The 17,788-nt window shown below is 64.8% G+C and carries 14 protein-coding genes and 1 tRNA gene; 7 read left to right on the top strand and 8 right to left on the bottom strand.

From position 1 onward, the window contains the following. Positions 1-9 precede the first annotated feature (9 nt). Positions 10-1,521, top strand: coding sequence for a YifB family Mg chelatase-like AAA ATPase (locus QEG70_RS03280; protein ID WP_308719336.1), 1,512 nt, complete (start codon positions 10-12; stop codon positions 1,519-1,521). Between the two features lie 68 nt (positions 1,522-1,589). Next, a tRNA-Val gene (locus QEG70_RS03275) sits at positions 1,590-1,664 on the top strand. Positions 1,665-1,818: 154 nt separating this feature from the next. On the opposite strand, the gene QEG70_RS03270 is transcribed toward QEG70_RS03275, so the two are convergent. From QEG70_RS03270 to QEG70_RS03260, 3 genes are all read right to left on the bottom strand, one after another. Continuing rightward, a complete protein-coding gene (locus QEG70_RS03270; RefSeq protein WP_308719335.1) occupies positions 1,819-2,199 on the bottom strand; it encodes a hypothetical protein in 381 nt (126 codons plus the stop codon). Between the two features lie 127 nt (positions 2,200-2,326). Continuing rightward, positions 2,327-4,213 carry a hypothetical protein gene (locus QEG70_RS03265; RefSeq protein ID WP_308719334.1) on the bottom strand — a complete coding sequence of 629 codons (1,887 nt, stop codon included), beginning with the start codon at positions 4,211-4,213 and terminating at the stop codon, positions 2,327-2,329. Between the two features lie 41 nt (positions 4,214-4,254). Next, positions 4,255-5,214 (bottom strand): mitochondrial fission ELM1 family protein, encoded by a 960-nt coding sequence (locus QEG70_RS03260; protein ID WP_308719333.1) that lies wholly within the window; start codon positions 5,212-5,214, stop codon positions 4,255-4,257. A gap of 111 nt (positions 5,215-5,325) precedes the next feature. Here QEG70_RS03260 and QEG70_RS03255 point away from each other — a divergent pair, with 111 nt between their 5' ends. Together QEG70_RS03255 and QEG70_RS03250 are read left to right on the top strand one after the other, a co-directional pair. Further along, complete coding sequence (locus QEG70_RS03255; protein ID WP_308719447.1) at positions 5,326-6,441, top strand: DEAD/DEAH box helicase; 1,116 nt, start codon at positions 5,326-5,328, stop codon at positions 6,439-6,441. A 162-nt stretch (positions 6,442-6,603) separates the two neighbouring features. Continuing rightward, complete coding sequence (locus tag QEG70_RS03250; RefSeq protein WP_308719332.1) at positions 6,604-7,629, top strand: M14 family metallopeptidase; 1,026 nt, start codon at positions 6,604-6,606, stop codon at positions 7,627-7,629. Positions 7,630-7,670: 41 nt separating this feature from the next. Here the strand turns inward: QEG70_RS03250 and glyA are convergent, their stop codons facing one another. Then, positions 7,671-8,960, bottom strand: coding sequence for a serine hydroxymethyltransferase (gene glyA / locus QEG70_RS03245; RefSeq protein ID WP_308719446.1), 1,290 nt, complete (start codon positions 8,958-8,960; stop codon positions 7,671-7,673). Between the two features lie 200 nt (positions 8,961-9,160). Between glyA and QEG70_RS03240 the strand changes: the two genes are divergently transcribed. From QEG70_RS03240 to QEG70_RS03230, 3 genes are all read left to right on the top strand, one after another. Next, entirely contained in the window at positions 9,161-10,630 is a 1,470-nt protein-coding gene (locus QEG70_RS03240; protein WP_308719331.1) for an amino acid permease, read from the top strand. A gap of 80 nt (positions 10,631-10,710) precedes the next feature. Continuing rightward, positions 10,711-11,703: a porphobilinogen synthase gene (gene hemB / locus QEG70_RS03235; RefSeq protein ID WP_308719330.1), complete on the top strand. Its 993-nt coding sequence runs from the start codon at positions 10,711-10,713 to the stop codon at positions 11,701-11,703. Between the two features lie 145 nt (positions 11,704-11,848). Continuing rightward, positions 11,849-12,658, top strand: coding sequence for an arginyltransferase (locus tag QEG70_RS03230; protein WP_308719329.1), 810 nt, complete (start codon positions 11,849-11,851; stop codon positions 12,656-12,658). 75 nt (positions 12,659-12,733) lie between these two features. Here the strand turns inward: QEG70_RS03230 and parC are convergent, their stop codons facing one another. From parC to rpsB, 4 genes are all read right to left on the bottom strand, one after another. Next, positions 12,734-14,950, bottom strand: a complete 2,217-nt coding sequence (gene parC / locus QEG70_RS03225) for a DNA topoisomerase IV subunit A (RefSeq protein ID WP_308719328.1) — start codon at positions 14,948-14,950, stop codon at positions 12,734-12,736. A gap of 59 nt (positions 14,951-15,009) precedes the next feature. Then, a complete protein-coding gene (gene recO / locus QEG70_RS03220; RefSeq protein WP_308719327.1) occupies positions 15,010-15,801 on the bottom strand; it encodes a DNA repair protein RecO in 792 nt (263 codons plus the stop codon). 48 nt (positions 15,802-15,849) lie between these two features. Next, the gene (gene tsf, locus QEG70_RS03215) at positions 15,850-16,755 is read right to left on the bottom strand and encodes a translation elongation factor Ts (protein WP_308719326.1); all 906 of its coding nucleotides are present in this window, start codon (positions 16,753-16,755) and stop codon (positions 15,850-15,852) included. Between the two features lie 105 nt (positions 16,756-16,860). Continuing rightward, a complete protein-coding gene (gene rpsB, locus QEG70_RS03210) occupies positions 16,861-17,646 on the bottom strand; it encodes a 30S ribosomal protein S2 (RefSeq protein WP_308719325.1) in 786 nt (261 codons plus the stop codon). Between the last annotated feature and the right edge of the window lie 142 nt (positions 17,647-17,788).

Here is a 17,788-nt window from a genome sequence, read left to right as displayed (position 1 = left end):
CATCCACGCATGACTGATACGGCGCTCGCATCGATCTGCGGTTTTGCATTTTCCGGCATTGAGGCCGTTCCTGTCAAAGTCGAGGTCCAGCTTTCCGTTGGCCTGCCATCCTTCCTGATCGTGGGCCTTCCGGACAAAGCCATCAATGAATCGCGTGAGCGCGTGCGCGCGGCCCTGTCGGCCATGGGGCTTGCGCTGCCGGCCAAACGCATCGTGGTCAACATGGTGCCTGCCAGCCTGATGAAGGAAGGATCGCATTTCGACCTGCCCATCGCCCTTGCCCTGCTTGTGGTCATGGGCCTGCTTTCGGGCGATATGGCGCAGCGTTACGCGGCTCTGGGCGAACTGTCGCTTGATGGCGGCGTCAACCCGGTCTGTGGCGTGCTGCCTGCGGCCATGACCGCGGCCAGCCTGTCGCTCGGGCTGATCTGCCCTGCAGCCCAGGGCGTGGAGGCCCGCTGGGCCAGTGAGGAGATGGATATCCTTGCCATCCGCTCCCTGCCCGAACTGCTCAACCATCTGCGCGGGCAGCAGGTGATCGAGCCGGTCGAACTGCCCCCCATTGCGCCAGAAGACCCGAGCGCCCTGCCCGACCTTGCTGACATCCGTGGCATGGAAACCGCGCGCCGCGCGCTGGAAATTGCCGCCGCGGGCCGTCATTCGCTGCTCATGGTCGGGCCGCCGGGTGCTGGCAAATCCATGCTGGCCGCCCGCCTGCCCGGCATCATGCCTGACCTGACACCGGTTGAAATGCTGGAGATAAGCCGCATTCACAGCATTGGCGGCCTGCTCAAGGATGGCCAGCCCGTGCGCCGGCCGCCGTTCCGCGATCCGCATCATTCCTCAAGCCCTGCGGCGCTGAGCGGTGGCGGCGCGCGGGCCCGGCCCGGCGAGGTTAGCCTGGCGCATCGTGGCGTGCTGTTTTTGGATGAAATGCCCGAATTTGGCCGCTCCGCGCTCGAAGTGCTGCGCCAGCCGATGGAAACCGGCAGCATTTCCATCGCCCGGGCCGCGGCCCATGTCACTTACCCTGCCCGCTTCCAGCTCATTGCGGCCATGAACCCGTGCAAATGCGGCTATCTGGGCGATGCGGCGCAGGAATGCCGCAAGGCGCCGCGCTGTGGCGAGGATTATCAGGCCCGCCTGTCCGGCCCGCTGCTCGACCGGCTGGACATGACCGTGCATGTCGAACCGATGCCCCTGAGCCGCATTGCCGAACTCAGGGGCGGTGAGGCCAGCGCCATCGTGGCGGCCCGCGTGCGTGAGGCCGTGGCCCGCCAGCAGGCCCGTCAGGGTGCGGCCCGCAATGCCGAGGCCTCGACCGATGAGTTCCGCATCACCGCATCCGCGCGTGACTTTGCCGTGCAGGCCGCTGAAAAAATGCGCCTTTCCGCCCGTGGATTCACCCGCCTGCTCCGTGTGGGCCGCACCATCGCCGATCTGGGCGCGCAGCCCGATGTGGAGCGTGGCCATATTGCCGAGGCCCTGGCCTACCGTTTTCGCCGCGCAGGTGGAAAATGACCCGAAAGCGATTTTTCCCTCTTGCGTCCCCCGCCTGGCTGGACTAAGTAAGCCCCACCGAAGCGGATGGGTGCGTAGCTCAGCGGTAGAGCATCGCCTTCACACGGCGGGGGTCACAGGTTCAATCCCTGTCGCACCCACCATCCGGCCTTAATCCTTAAAATATAAGTATAAAGACTGCATTGCACGCCTCACCTGACGAGGTATGGCACACGCAGCGCATTGTCGTGCAGACAGGCTGGCCCTATCTGGCCGCCTGCAAAGATTTTTTCAAAAAGCTTTGAAAAACAGGTGTCTCTACGACACCTGCCCCAACGCATCCCGGCATTTGACGTAGGACAGTTTGTCCTGAAACAGGAACAGCACGTAGTAATCAAGCGTGCGTCGGCGCTTGCGGGTGGGGTTTGTGTAGAACGGAAAAACATCAAACGGGCCGTCATACCCTTCGGGCACAGGCTCGCGCTCGGTTATGCAGCGCACCCGAAACAGCGGCGCATAGACGGTGGCGTCGGCTTGGGTGCGCCGGACATGAAATAGGTTGCGGCGGAATTTGCGCAGCCGCTCGGGCAGGACAAAGATCATGTTCTGCTCAAGAAAATTCTGCGGCGGGTTGCGGTCGCGCAGGTATTTCATGTCTTCGGGCATGTCACAGAAGAAATTGGTGTCCTGTACGATCATGGTGTGGTCGATCTACCTCCATGCCGGTCATGGGCCGGTTCATTGCTTGCGAAGCGGTCAGGCGGGGTGCCTCATGCGCGTCAGCCGCACGCCTGTCCATCCGTTTTCCCCCGCCATGACGGTGCGTTCAGAAGCCGAACATATGGTCGATTGAAAACCGTCCGTCTCCGCTCCTGCGGCCATGATAGCCAAACAGGCGGCAGGTCGTGTCACGGATGATGACATAGGCCCCCTCACCCGCAATTTCCAGCGCAGCCTGCCCGAATACTTCATGCGGCCAGATTTCGCAGGAGCCGGATTGGGGAATGGCGAGGTGTTCCTCCGCCATGACCGTGCCCTCGGCTGTATGGAGCGACAGCCGCGTATCGGACACCGCATGCCATGGCCCCGATGCCGGATAGATCAGCATGCAGAAACTGTAGGGTTCATGCGGCGCTGCCGTCAGGAACAGCCTGGTGGAAAGCCCCGGCGGCGGCCCAGCATAGGATTGCGGCTCACCGCGATAGGTCATGGCGGTGTTGAAGATATGCGCGCCAAAACTGGTCTCGGCCACATGGCCGCTGACACGGTCCTCATAGCGGATAAGAGCATGCAGCCAGCCATCGGCCTGCCCGCCTTCGCGGAAGTCATAGACAAGTTCGGCATGCCCTGCGCTGGCAGCAAGCGCGCCCGCATCAAGCACGCTGGCATGGTCGCGCCCCAGATTGCCCATGAACTGCCTGGGCCCGGCCTGCCCGGAGCGCTCGAAGCTGTCCACGCGCACGGGCAGGCTTGTCAGGCTCTCGGCCATGGGGGCCGGCACGACCAGCGTGCGGTAACGCGCGGGGTCGGGCACGGGGAATGGCAGCAGATAGCCCCGCCCGAAAAAACGCGGGTCCAGTTCCGCAATGCCGGGATCGGGCTGCAAATCGGCGCGCTGTACGTTGAGGTGCGCGATGCGGGTGCGCGCCCCCCGCGTCACCTCATAGCGCGGGCGCACGACATAGCCGCCCGCACGGAATTCAACCTGCGCGGGCCACGCGAGGTCGGGCAGCATGTCGCGCAGATGCACCGCCAGCGTCTGGTATGGCGCCAGCGTCTGGCTGATGGGCACCTGTTCGTCACATCCCATGCGGTTCAGCGTCATGCTACCTGCGGGAATGGTCAGGTCGTGGCTGTTCTGTACCCACAGCACCACGTCCTCGCCCGGTGCGGGGGCTGGCAGGTTGGCGTAGCGGTTGGCAGGCCAGGCATTGGCATCATGCGTGACCGACAGGCTGGCATTGGCCCCCTTGCCCCGCGTCTCGAGCGCGTATTTCACCACATCATGGCCCGCGATGCCGATGGTGTGGATGAAAAGCTGGCCGGTAAACGTGGGCAGGCCGAAGCGCTGGCGGATCTCGGCGCTATCGAGCACGATAGCCTGCTCCCCCTTCGGCACAGGCTGCTCCCACGTGTGCAGCACGCAGCCCGCCTCATCAAACAGCCGCAGCCACAGCCTGACGTTGCGCGCGCCATAGCGGGCCCAGTAATTGGCCGTGACCAGGCGGGTGGAGAATTCGTCCGTTTCACGAAAGAAAGCGAAATTGGTGCCGAAATTGAGCCGGTCAAGATAGTGATGCCCCACCGAGAGCATATCCTGCGGCAGGCGGAGCGGGGCCAGCGTGTGCAGCGTGCCGCCCGCAGGCATGAGGCCCGCCAGGCGGTTTTCCATGACAGCGGATGCAAAATCCAGCGCCCACACGGTCATGGCCGTGCCTGCAGGCAGGTCAGCCAGGGCGCGCAAGACCTGCTCAGCGCAGGGCTGCCCTACCCTGAGCGAATCATGGGTGTACAGCCCCGCGACCTGTAGCGGCACGGGCAGTAATGGCAGAATGGTCTCAGCCATGCCGTGCGGGTCATAGATCGCGACAGGACCGGCCTCGGCCAGTGTGCGGTTCAGCAGGGCCAGTTTTTCAGCGGTCAGCGGATGGGTCAGGGCCCGGTAGGCCATGTTGCCGCCGGTGCGCGGGTCAAAGGTGCGAATGCCAAGCATGGGTGCCGTCTTGTTCCACTTCGGTGCGGGCGGGAGAATATTCAGGCCAGGGGTGGCAGGCCACTGTAATGCCGCACGGCCTGCGCCGCCACTTCGGTATCATCAAGGGGCATGACCCCCCATGTTTCAAGCCGCCCGGCAAAGGGGCGGATGCGGCCCGCCTGTTCGAGTTCACGCAAAAAATGCCCGATGCGGCGTGAGCGGCCCGGCAGTGTTGCCACCATCACGGGCACGGATGTCGCCACCGCTTCCGATACCATGGAAACGCTGTCCATCGTCACCACGATCGCATCGGCGCAGGCCAGCAGGCCAAGATAGGGGTTGGGGCCGGTCTGGTCCCACACCCATGCATCGGGGCCAGCCAGGGCGCGTTGCAGTTCACGGCACACGGCGGGGTCGGTGCGGCGCGAGGGCGTGAGCGCAATACCCACATGGTCGCGTCGCATCATGGCCAACAGTTCGCCTGCCAGAGCAGCACCTTCTGCCGGGCCAAGACGAAAGCGCCCGTTGCCGCCGCCCACCAGCACCGCAACCAGCGGGCGTGGCAGATGTGCCAGCCGGGGCATCCAGTCGTGGCGCGCCTGCGCCAGCAGCGCGGGGGTCATGCCATGGAGCGCGGTGCGCGTGAGCACGACATTGGGGCCGCGCAGCCGGTCATGGTGGTTGGCAATGACCAGATCGAAATGCGTGGGTGAAAGGCGTGGGTTCTGCACCTGTATCACGCAGGCCCCTTCGCGCCTCAGCGCCGCCCCCACCGCGCCGCCGCTGCCGCCTATGGTGATGACCGGGTTGTCGCGATACGTATCAGGCAGGTTTAGCGGCTTTATCGCGCGCAGAGGTGCGGGCCACCACGCGGCGGGCATGTGCCGCCACAGGCCGCGGGGCGCCAGGGCATGCAGTTCGGGCTCAAGACCCGCGCGTTGTGCCAGGCCAAAGGTTTGCGAACGCATGCCCGCAAGGTCTGGCGCGATAACGGTTGCGGGGCGTAAGGGGGCTTGCATGCCTCCATCTGGCGGGACATGGGGCGGCCCGTCAATGCCCTGCCCCTTTTGTCGCGGGCTTACCCGCGCTATGGGGCAGCAATGAGCGAGACAGAACCGACATTTTCCGGCATGGGGCTTGATGGCCGCGTGGTGGCAGCACTGGCCCGCATGGGCCTGCACCAACCTTCCGCGATCCAGAACGCGGTCATTCCCCCCATCATGGCGGGCCGGGACGTGGAGGCCCTTGCCAGCACCGGCAGCGGCAAGACCATCGCCTTCGCGGCCCCGCTGCTGTCCGCGCTGATGCAGGGTGAAGGCACGGATGACAGCGCCGATAACAGCCGCGTGCGCTGCCTTGTGCTCTCGCCCACGCGCGAGCTTGCGGGCCAGACGGCGGGCGTGCTGCGTGGCCTCGCCCGTGGCAGTGGCCTGCGTGCGTTGCAGGCCACCGGCGGCACTGCGCGCGCAGCACAGGTGAAAACGCTGGCCGAGGGAATCGCCATCGTGGTCGGCACGCCGGGGCGCGTGATCGACCTTGCGCGGGGCGGCGAACTCGACCTGTCCGCCATTACGCAATTCGTGCTTGATGAGGCGGACCGCATGCTCGATCCCAATTTTGCCGAGGACATGCTGGCCCTGGCCGACGCCCTGCCGCCACGCCACCAGACCCTGCTCTTCTCGGCCACCATGCCGCCCGCCATGGCCGAACTCGCCGCCCGCCTGCTGCACAAGCCCGTGCGCGTGAGCATGGAGGCCGAGCAGGCTCCTGCGCCCCGCATCGCGCAATATGCCATTTTCGTGCCGATGCGCCACAAGGCGGAGGCAACGCTGGCCTGCCTGCGGCAGTATGGCATGCAGCGCGTGATGATATTCGTGCGCACGCGACAGGAGGCGGATGCCATTGCCCGCGCGGTCTCGAAGCTTACGCCCGCTGTTGCCATCCATGGCGATCATTCGCAGGCCCGGCGCGAGCGCATGCTGCGTGATTTCCGCCAGGGCCGCGTGGGCGTGCTGGTGGCGACCGACGTGATGGCGCGTGGAATCGATATTGACGACATCGCCCTTGTCATCAACCACGATATTCCCTCCCCCGCCGAGGCTTATGTGCACCGCATCGGCCGCACGGCGCGCGCGGGCCGGCGCGGCATGGCCGTGGCCCTGTGCGCGCCCGAGGAGCGGCAGGCGCTGAAGGATATCGAACGCCTGACCGGCCAGCGTATCCGTATCGCAACACTGCCGGAATAAGCCTGCACGCCGTCATGCATTTGTCATGCTCCCGGTGCCGTGGTGGCCTTGCCGTGGCATGCGGGCCGGATAAACTGCTGGCATGATGAACCACGATGTCATGCACGCACCCGGCCTGCACCGTGATGGGCCAGGCCTGCGCCCCGGCGGGCAGCCCGCGGCATGACATGCGGGCCGGATGAAACGCCGCTGCCGGTGCGCGTGACGCGACCCACGCCGTTTCTTGACCGCCTGCCGCCGCCAGCCCAGCCCCTGCCCCGATGGCGTATTGACCTCTCCCCGCCCGATATCACGCCATGGCGGGCGGGGAATTGCGGCATACCCGGCGTCATGCATTACGAGGCGCGCAGGCCGGGGCCGCATATCGTGTGTGTCAGCCTGATACACGGCAATGAATTCTCGGGCGCCATCGTGCTCGACCGCCTGCTGCGTGCGCGCATCCGCCCGCGCTCGGGCCGCCTGTCCTTCATATTCGCCAACCCCGAGGCCATGGACCTCTTTGATCCGCGCGACCCCGTAAGGGCACGCTGCGTGGATGAAGACATGAACCGCGTCTGGTCGACAGCCACGCTGGATAGCGCCCGCAGCGCGCATGAACTCGATCGCGCGCGGGTGCTGCTGCCCGTTATCCTGACGGCGGACAGGCTGCTTGACCTGCATTCCATGCTGTGGCCGGGCGATCCGCTGGTCCTGTCAGGACTTGCCACGGCAGGGCGGCAGATGGCGCAGCGTATTGGCGGGATTACGACAGCCGTGGCCGATCAGGGGCACCGGAGCGGATGCAGGCTGATCGATCATCCCCGCTTCAGCGATGAAGGTCCCGCCGCCGCCTGCCTGCTTGAGGCAGGCCAGCACTGGCATGAAAGCACGGTAAGCCGCGCCATGCAGGCGGTCATGTCCCTGATCGGGCCATGCTGCGGCCTGCCCGTGCCCGCTCCCGCCGCGTCCGTGCCACAACGCGATATGGTGGTGACGGATGTGGTGACGGCGCGCACCGGCGCATTCCGTTTCGTAGCCCCGTTCCGTGGCGGGCAGGTTCTGCCCGCACGGGGCACGCTTGTCGCGCATGATGGACGTGACGAGATCCGCACGCCCTATGACCGGTGCATGCTGGTCATGCCCAACCTGCGCCCCGCGCGCGGGCATACGGCGGTGCGCTTTGCCCGGGCCGTCAGCAGCCCGGCGTAAAGGCCCGCCCCGTTTTTAACCGGGGCGGGCGTGCCTCATGTTCAGGCGTAGATGGGGAAGCGGGCACACAGCGCCTTGACGCGCTCATGCACGGCCTGCTCCGTCTTCTCGCAGCCTTCCTCACCGGGGGTTTTGGCAAGGGCGGTCAGCACTTCGTCGATCATCAGGCCGATTTCATGGAACTCGGCTGCGCCAAAGCCACGCGCGGTGGCCGCCGGGCTGCCCAGGCGGATGCCCGAGGTGATGGCAGGCTTCTCGGGGTCGAAGGGAATGGCGTTCTTGTTGGCGGTAATGCCCGCGCGTTCAAGCGCACGCTCGGCGGCACGGCCCGTGACGCCCTTGGGGCGCAGGTCAACAAGGATCAGATGGCAGTCGGTGCCGCCGGTCACGATGTCAAAACCCGCCTTGACCAGCGTCTCGGCCAGAATGCGGGCATTGCTGGCCACGGCCTGCTGGTAGGTCTTGAAGTCGGGGCGCAGCGCCTCGCCAAACGCCACGGCCTTGCCCGCGATGACATGCATGAGCGGGCCGCCCTGCAGGCCGGGGAACACGGCGGAGTTGATCTTTTTGGCCAGGTCGGCGTCGTTGGTCAGGATCAGGCCGCCACGCGGGCCGCGCAGGGTCTTGTGCGTGGTCGAGGTCACGACATGCGCATGCGGCACTGGCGAAGGATACAGCCCGGCTGCGACAAGGCCCGCGAAATGCGCCATGTCCACCATCAGGTAGGCACCCACCTCGTCGGCAATGGCGCGGAAGCGGGCGAAGTCGATGATGCGCGGATAGGCGGAGCCACCGGCCACGATCAGCTTCGGCTTCTCGGCGCGGGCCAGGCGCTCCATTTCCTCGTAGTCGAGCAGGCCGTCCTGCTTGCGCACGCCGTACTGCACGGCATTGAACCACTTGCCCGAGTAGTTGGGGGCCGCGCCATGCGTCAGGTGGCCACCGGCGGCAAGGCTCATGCCCATCACGGTATCGCCCGGCTTGACCATCGCCATGAACGCCGCCTGGTTGGCATTGGCGCCGGAATGGGGCTGCACGTTGGCGAATTCGGCGCCGAACATCTTCTTCACGCGCTCGATGGCCAGGGTCTCGACCTTGTCCACTTCCACGCAGCCGCCATAATAGCGGCGGCCGGGATAGCCTTCGGCATACTTGTTGGTCAGGACGCTGCCCTGGGCGGCCATGACGGCGGCCGAGACCATGTTCTCGCTGGCGATCAGTTCGATCCCGTCGCGCTGGCGCACGAGTTCCGCATCAATCATGGCGGCGACATCGGGGTCGGCTTCGGTCAGGGGGGCGCGGAAAAACTGCTTGAGGTCACTCTGGCTGATAGGGTCCGACACCGGTATGGTTCTCCATCAAATTATCGTCTGTCATTTCCGGCTGGGCAAACGGACATGACACCTATGGGGACAGGCCTGCTATGTGCGCCATATCGTGGCGTTTAGACAACGCCAAAATGACTGAGAGAGGCTGATTTGACCGTTGTTCCCCCCCATGCACCCACCCATGGCATGACAGGTGTGACCCCATGAGCACGGACATCAGGCGCGCATTGCTGCGCAGGCTGCCCGTTGGCGCCCCGGCCCCTGACGCGGGGCTGAAACGCGTATTGGGGATTGGCAGCCTTCTGACCCTGGGCGTGGGGGGCACCATTGGCGCGGGCCTGTTCTCGCTGACCGGCATCGCCGCAGGCAATAATGCCGGGCCTGCGGTGATCGTGTCCTTCGCGGTGGCCGCCATTGCCTGCGCCTTTGCCGGGCTGTGCTATGGCGAACTTGCGGGGATGATTCCCTCGGCAGGCAGTGCCTATGTCTATGCCTATGCGGCGCTGGGCGAGCTGGCGGGCTGGATCATCGGCTGGGATCTGGTGCTCGAATATACGGTCGGTGCTTCTGCCGTGTCGGTCAGTTGGGCGCGATACATGCGCTCGCTGCTTGAGGGCTGGGGCATCCATATTGATCCCCGCTTCATGGCCTCGCCGTTCGAGGTGGTGGGCATGGCGGATGGCCAGCCCGTGCATGGCCTGGCCAACCTGCCTGCCGTGTTCATCATTTTCGCGCTGTCTGTCCTGCTCATGCGCGGCATTTCCGAATCCGCGCGGCTCAACGGTGTGATTGTGGTGGTCAAGCTGGTCATCATTGCCGCCGTCATCGGCTTTGGCCTGCCCTACATCAAGGTCGCCAATTACACGCCCTTCATCCCCCCCAATACGGGTGAGTTCGGGCATTACGGGCTGTCAGGCATCATGCGGGCGGCGGGGCTGGTGTTCTTCGCCTATCTGGGGTTTGACGCCATCTCCACCGTAGCGCAGGAAACCCGCAACCCCGGCCGCGCCATGCCCATCGGGCTGATGGGCACGCTGGCCATCTGCACGCTGGTCTATATCAGCTTCTCGTTCGTGCTGACGGGGCTGGTCAATTACCGCGACCTTGCAGGCGATGCCGCCCCCGTGGCCACTGCCATCGACCAGACCCCCTTTGTCTGGCTCAAGGCTGCGGTCAAGGTTGGGGTGATATGCGGGTTTCTGTCGGTCATGCTGCTCATGCTGCTGGGGCAGAGCCGGGTGTTCTTCGCCATGTCGCGCGACGGGCTGCTGCCGCCCATGTTTGGCCGCACGCATGCGCGCTGGGGCACGCCTGTGGCCTGCCATCTGTTCTTCATGGTGGTGACCGGAATCATGGCCGCCTTCCTACCCATTATGCAACTGGCCAACATGACCTCGATCGGCACGCTGCTGGCTTTTGTTATCGTATGCGTGGGGGTTATGGTGCTGCGCGTGCGCGAGGCCGGCCGCCCGCGCGTGTTCCGCGTGCCCGGCGGCATGGTGGTGCCCGTTGCGGGCATTGTATGCTGCCTTGCGGTCATGGTCTCGCTTGATGGACTGACCTGGCTGCGGCTGGTGGTGTGGCTGGCCATCGGGCTGGTGGTGTACGGCCTGTATGGCATGCGGCACAGCAGGCTGGGCCAGAACATGCCTGCCATGCACGATGGCGAGTGAGTGTTACCGCATCATAATTTGGCACGAGGCTGCGGGCGGCTCATAGTCGGTCTCCCTTTACCTCACTGGAGTTGGATTGGATGAGCATCGGTCAGTTTCCTAATGTAAGGCTGCGGCGTAACCGGCATGACCGGTTTACCCGGCGGCTTGTTACTGAAAACACGCTCTCGACCGATAACCTGATCTGGCCGATCTTCGTGACCGAGGGCACCAACGCGGTAACTGACGTGGCCTCCATGCCCGGCGTGCAGCGTGTCAGCCTTGACAGGCTGGCAGCCCATGTCGAACCGGCAGCAAAGCTCGACATCCCTGCCCTCGCCCTGTTCCCCATCACCCCCACCAGCCTGCGTGATGAGGCCGGGACCGAGGCCACCAACCCCGATAACCTGATGTGCCGCGCCGCCCGCCTGCTGAAAAAGGAATTCCCTGAAATCGGCCTGATCGGCGATGTGGCGCTCGACCCCTATACCAGCCATGGCCATGACGGGCTGATCGAGGATGGCTACGTGGTCAACGACCCCTCGGTCGAGATTCTGGTCACCCAGGCGGTCAATCAGGCGGCGGCGGGCATCGACATCATCGCCCCGTCCGACATGATGGACGGGCGCATCGGCTCCATCCGCACCGCCCTTGATGGTAGCGGGCTGGTCAATACCCGCATCATGTCCTACGCCGCCAAGTATGCCAGCGCCTTCTACGGCCCCTTCCGTGATGCACTCGGCTCGGGCGGGCTGCTGACGGGTGACAAGAAAACCTACCAGATGGACCCCGCCAACAGCGACGAAGCCCTGCGCGAAGTCGCACAGGACCTGCTCGAGGGCGCCGACATGGTCATGGTCAAGCCCGGCATGCCTTACCTGGACATCATTGCGCGCGTGCGGCAGGAATTCGCGGTGCCGACCTTCGCCTACCAGGTCTCGGGTGAATACGCGATGCTGATGGCCGCCATACAGAATGGCTGGCTCGACCGTGACCGCGTGATACTGGAAAGCCTGATGGCCTTCCGCCGGGCGGGCGCCAATGGCGTGCTGACCTATTTTGCGCTCGACGCGGCCCGCCTGCTGCGCGCCTGATCCGGCCGGAAAGCGCTCTTTTGCCTGCCGCCGGATAGTTGATGCCTGCAACCGGGAGGATATGATAACCGTATAAGCATACGGGCAGTCTGTCTTTCCGGTTTGCGGGGCTGTCCTTTTCCGTTTTCCGGCTGGTGAAGAGCGCATGACCTACACATCGCCACGGCATCCACAGCTGTTCTATACCACCGCCCCCATGCCCTGCCCCTACCTGCCGGGCCGCATGGAGCGCAAGGTCGTGACCGAAATTGGCGGCCCCGAGGCCGTGCCGTTCCATAACCGCCTGTCACGCGCGGGGTTCAGGCGCAGCCACACCATTGCCTATGCTCCTGTCTGCGCCAACTGCACCGCCTGCACGCCCATACGCGTGCCGGTGGACCGCTTTGCGCCCAGCCGCACGCAGCGCCGCGTGCTTGCGCGCAATGACGCGCTATCGGGCGTGCGCGTGCCGCCCCATGCCACGCCCGAGCAGTTCAACCTGTTCAGCGCCTATCAGGCCACCCGGCATGACGGGGGCGACATGGCCTCCATGACCTTCCCCGATTACCGCGCCATGATCGAGGATACGACGGTCGAGACCTTCATGATCGAGTTCCGCGACACGGTGGGCCGCCTGGTCTGCGTGGCGCTGGTGGACCAGCTTGATGACGGGCTGTCCGCCGTTTATGATTTTTTTGACCCCCACACACCCTCGCTTTCATTGGGCACGTTCGCGGTGCTGCACCTGATCGAATATGCCCGCACGCTCGGCCTGCCCTATCTGTATCTGGGCTACTGGATCAGCGAGAGCCACAAGATGGCCTACAAGGCCCGCTTCCGCCCCGCCCAGATCATGACGCGCGGCGTGTGGCATGACCTTGATCTGAGCCAGCCCGATGCTGCGCAGCCGCAGGACAGCGCCTTCCTGCCCGACGGACTGTTCCATCCGCCGCAACCGGGCATGGATGAAAAGTAAAACGCCGCCTGTCTTGACACAGGCGGCGTTCCTTAAAGCTTTTTGAAAAAAGCTTCACCAGAAACTTTTCTCTTTTCAGCCCTTGGGCTTGCGGGTGGCCCAGGTGGGGGCCGGTTTGCCGGTATCGGCGCGCTTGCCCACATACTCCTTCACATCGGCAAAGGGGCGGGTGCGGTTGGGATCGGGCCAGGCCAGGCCGGTTGCCGCCGTGAACACCACGGCATCACGCAGGCCGCCTTCCTTGTATTTCTGCAAGATCACGCCAAGGCCGCGGGTCATTTCCGGCAACTGCGCGAGCGGGAAGACCAGCATGCGCCTGTTCTGCCCCAGCACCAGCGCATGATCGCCGTCTGCCGGTGCGCAGACCAGTGCGCTTTCGTTTTCCTTGAGGTTCAGGATCTGCTTGCCGGTGCGTTTTTCCGCCGTCATGGCCGATTCCGCCACGACAAGGCCACGCCCGGCACTTGAGGCCAGCAGGCGCTTGGCGCTGTCATCAACCGGGAACATCGTGATGATGTCTTCATCATTCGACAGGTCGATCAGCAGGCGCAGCGGCTGGCCATCGCCCCGGCCACGCGGCAGGTCGGCCACGCGCAGCGTAAAGGCGCGGCCATCGGTGGCGAAAACGCATAGCCGGTCGTTGCTATGGCATTCCACCGCCATGCCCGGCCCGTCGCCTTCCTTGAACTTGAGGGCCTGCGGGTCCTGACCATGGCCGCGCACGGTGCGGATCCAGCCCTTTTGCGACAGGATGACCGTCAGCGGATCGCGCTCGACCGGCAGGGCCGCTTCCACATCGATCTCTGGCGGCGGTTCGGCCAGCATGCTGCGCCGGGCGCCGAGCAGGCCACTGCCAAAGTTCTTCTGGATGTCCTTGATTTCAGCCGCGATGCGCTTCCACCGCAGCCCTTCCTGGCCCAGCAGGTCCTGCAGGGACTGTTTTTCCGCGCTCAGCTTGGCATGCTCGGCGCGAATTTCCATTTCCTCCAGCCGGCGCAGGCTGCGCAGGCGCATGTTGAGCACGGAGTCCGCCTGCAGTTCGGTCAGGCTGAACGTGGCCATCAGCGCTGCCTTGGCGTCATCCTCCTCGCGCACGATGCGGATGACCTCATCAAGGTTGAGGTAGACGGCAAGGAAGCCATCAAGAATTTCCAGCCGTCGGTTGACCGCCTGCAGCCGGTTGGTACTGCGGCGCAGCAGCACGTCATGGCGGTGGTCGAGCCATGCCTGCAGCACCTCTTTGAGGCTGCGCACTCCGGGTACCTGATCGGCGCCGAGCACGTTCATGTTCAGGCCAAAGCGGCTTTCAAGCTGGGTGGCGCGGAACAGTGTTTCCATCAGCACGGTAGGCTCGATGCCGCGCGACTTGGGCTCGAGCACCAGGCGGATGTCGGTTGTGCTTTCATCGCGGATATCGGCCAGAAGCGGGAGCTTTTTCTGCTCCATCAGATCGGCCACCTGCTCGATCAGGCGTGATTTCTGCACCTGATACGGGATCTCGGTCACCACGATCTGCCATGTGCCGAAACGGCCCTGCTCCACGTCCCACTTCGAGCGGATGCGGAAGGAGCCGCGCCCGGTCTCATACGCGCGGGCAATGGCGTCGCGATCCTCCACAATGGAGCCGCCGGTGGGAAAATCCGGTCCCGGCATGTGTTCGAGCAGTTCAAGCGTGGTGGTGGCGGGCTTGCGGATCAGCGCAAGGGCGGCTGAACAGATCTCACCCACGTTATGTGGCGGGATGGAAGTTGCCATGCCCACGGCAATGCCCGCCGCCCCGTTGGCCAGCAGGTTGGGGAAAGCGGCAGGCAGCACGACCGGCTCCTGCTCCTCGCCATCATAGGTGGGGCGGAAATCGACGCTATCCTCGTCAATGCCTTCAAGCAGGGCCTTGGCCACGGCGGTGAGGCGGGATTCGGTGTAGCGCATGGCGGCGGCGTTATCGCCGTCGATCGAGCCGAAATTGCCCTGCCCTTCCACCAGCGGGTAGCGCACGGCAAAATCCTGCGCCAGCCTTACCAGCGCCTCATAGACCGAGGCATCGCCATGCGGGTGGTATTTACCGATCACGTCACCCACCACGCGGGCGCATTTCTTGAAGCCCGCCGTGGGGTCAAGCTTGAGCTGCTGCATGGCATAGATCATGCGCCGGTGCACGGGCTTGAGCCCGTCGCGCACATCGGGCAGCGAGCGCGACATGATGGTCGACATGGCATAGGCCAGGTAGCGCTGGCTCAGCGCATCGGCCAGCTTGGTATCTTCAATATGGCCGACTGTTGGGTCCACAGGCATGCAATCTTCCTCCCGCAGGTGAACAGATAGCGAAACTTTACGGTTTGTCCAATGGTGTATCAGCCCGGCGGCGTGGGCGTTGTCTCTGCCGGGGCCTCGGGCGGCGTGATATCAGCCTCGCGCGCGATCAGGTCGAGCAGCCTGAAGCGTGCTTCGGGCACCGGGCGGTGACGCTGGCCAAACGCATCGCGTTGCAGGAAATGCCCGGTCAGGCGCAGGCCGTCATACCAGTCCTGCGAGGTGCCAATCTCATCGGGGTGCAGTACGAAGCCGGGCAGCGGCAGCAGGCGCTGGCGCCATTCTCCTGCCCGTTCGTCTGATACCGCGCGCCCCGTGCGGGGCGAAACCCAGCGCAGGTCATCAGCAGGGCCACCAAGGGCGCAGCAGCCAAGATCGAGGCCAAAGCCAAGATCGGAGAGCAGCATCAGTTCCCAGCGCACGATTTCGGGCATGGCTTCGGCTGCAGCCCATTGCGGGTCGAGGCTGATCCGCGCCAGCAGGCTCGCCAGCCCCTGAAAAATGGCGGGGTGTGGCTCGCGCTCGGGCAGGCAGCCATCGGCCAGCGCGCAGAGCGAGGCCAGCATGGCCAGTGGCAGCGGATCATCGAGGATGCGCGCGGCCGAGGCATGCACCACTTCGGCCGAGATGTTGCCCAACTGCTCGGACAGCCGCGCCACCCAGCGCGCGCGCACCAGGTTGCCGGTCTGCCAGACCGCACGCCCCCGGCTTGACGAGCCGCCACGGGCAAGACCGTGATAGAGGCCGTGCTCACCGGTCAGCACATGCACGATGGCGCTGCCCTCGCCGTAAGGTGCGGCAGAAAGCACAAGGGCGGGTGCCTCCCATTCCATCAGGAAGCCCCCGCCCTTGTTAAAAGAAAACCGGAAACCGGCAACTTATCAGTTGCCGGCAGCCTTCGCCACTTCAGCGGCAAAGTCGTTGTCTTCCTTCTCGATGCCTTCGCCGAGCTGGAAGCGCTCGAAGCCCGTCAGCTTGGCGCCAGCCTTCTCAACGATCTTGCGCACGCGGCTTTCGCCATCATGCACCCAGACCTGCTCCAGCAGTACCACTTCTTCGTAGAACTTGCGGATGCGGCCATCGACCATCTTCTCGATGATGGCATCGGGCTTGCCCGAAGCCTTGGCCTGCTCCACCAGCACCGCGCGCTCGCGCTCGAGCGACTGCGGGTCAACGCTGTCAACATCGAGTGCCGCCGGACGGGTGGCTGCGACATGCATGCCGATGCGACGGCCGAGGTCTTCAAGCGCTTCGCTGGCGGAAGGCGCTTCAACAGCGGCCAGAACGCCAATCTTGCCCAGGCCGGGGCTGACCGCGCCATGCACGTAGGTGGCGACCACGCCCGAGGGCACGCTCAGCACGCGTGCGCGGCGGATGGACATGTTCTCGCCAATGGTGGCGATCAGGTGCGTCAGTTCATCGGCCACGGTGCGGCCGCTTTTCAGCACGGCACCCTTGAGCTTTTCCAGATCATCGCCCACGCTGAGTGCGGCATGCGCCACTTCGGACACGAAGTTCTGGAAATGCTCGTTGCGGGCAACGAAGTCGGTCTCGGCGTTGATCTCGACCATGGCGGCCTTCAGATCGGTCTGCGCCACGCCAACCAGGCCCTCGGCCGTAACACGGCCGGACTTCTTGGCAGCAGCCGACAGGCCTTTCTTGCGCAGCCAGTCGATCGCACCCTCGATGTCGCCTTCGGCTTCGTTGAGGGCCTTCTTGCAGTCCATCATGCCCGCGCCGGTCTTCTCACGAAGTTCCTTGACGAGCGCTGCGGTAATTTGCGCCATTATGCTGATACTCCATCACGACAGGCGCACGCCCCGCAAGCGGGCGGGGCGTGTCCTTGCTGTGTCAGTTGCGCCAGCGGGCCGGGGCCACGCCGGCGCCCGTTTTCATTCCGCGCTTGCGGCGGCTTCCGTCACGGCCGTTTCCACGGCGGGGTCGACCGGCAGTTCCTCGGATGCACCGAAGTCCTCGCCCGATGCGCCCAGCTCGGCGGAGATGCCATCGAGCACGGCGGACGAAACCAGCTCGCAATACAGCGCGATGGCGCGGATGGCGTCGTCATTGCCCGGAATCGGGAAGGTCACGCCACGCGGGTCGGAGTTGCTGTCCAGCACGGCCACAACCGGGATACCCAGCTTGTTGGCTTCCTCGACCGCCAGCTTTTCCTTGTTCGTGTCGATCACGAACAGGATGTCGGGCAGGCCGCCCATTTCCTTGATGCCGCCGAGCGAACGCTCAAGCTTCTCGCGGTCGCGGGTGATGTCCAGGACTTCTTTCTTGGTCAGGCCCTGGGTGCCATTTTCCAGCATCTCGTCAATGCCGCGCAGGCGCTTGATCGAACCGGTGATGGTCTTCCAGTTCGTCAGCATGCCGCCGAGCCAGCGGTGGTTGACGTAATACTGGCCGCAACGCTTGGCGGCTTCGGCCACCTGCTCGGCAGCGGCGCGCTTGGTGCCCACGAACAGCACGCGGCCACCACCGGCCACGGTGTCACGGATCGCCTTGAGCGCACGGTCCAGCATGGGAACGGTCTGCTGCAGGTCGATGATGTGGACCTGGTTGCGCACGCCAAACAGGTACGGCGCCATGCGCGGGTTCCAGCGGCGGGTGTGGTGACCGAAGTGCACGCCGGCTTCAAGCAGCTGGCGCATTGTGAATTCAGGCATCGCCATGTCGGCTAAATCCTTGTGTCTGGTTTATCCTCCGTGAAGCACGCCCTGTATTGCAAGGACACCAGAGGTCTCGGCTTCACGTGCGAATTGGCCCCAACGCGGGACCGTGGCGGGATATGGCCGTTTTGGGCGCATATTGCAA

The organism is Komagataeibacter xylinus, from assembly GCF_031081985.1.
Classification (GTDB): domain Bacteria; phylum Pseudomonadota; class Alphaproteobacteria; order Acetobacterales; family Acetobacteraceae; genus Komagataeibacter; species Komagataeibacter xylinus_E.
Note: the sequence above shows the minus strand (reverse complement) of the source record. Positions and strands in the feature narration are given on the sequence as shown.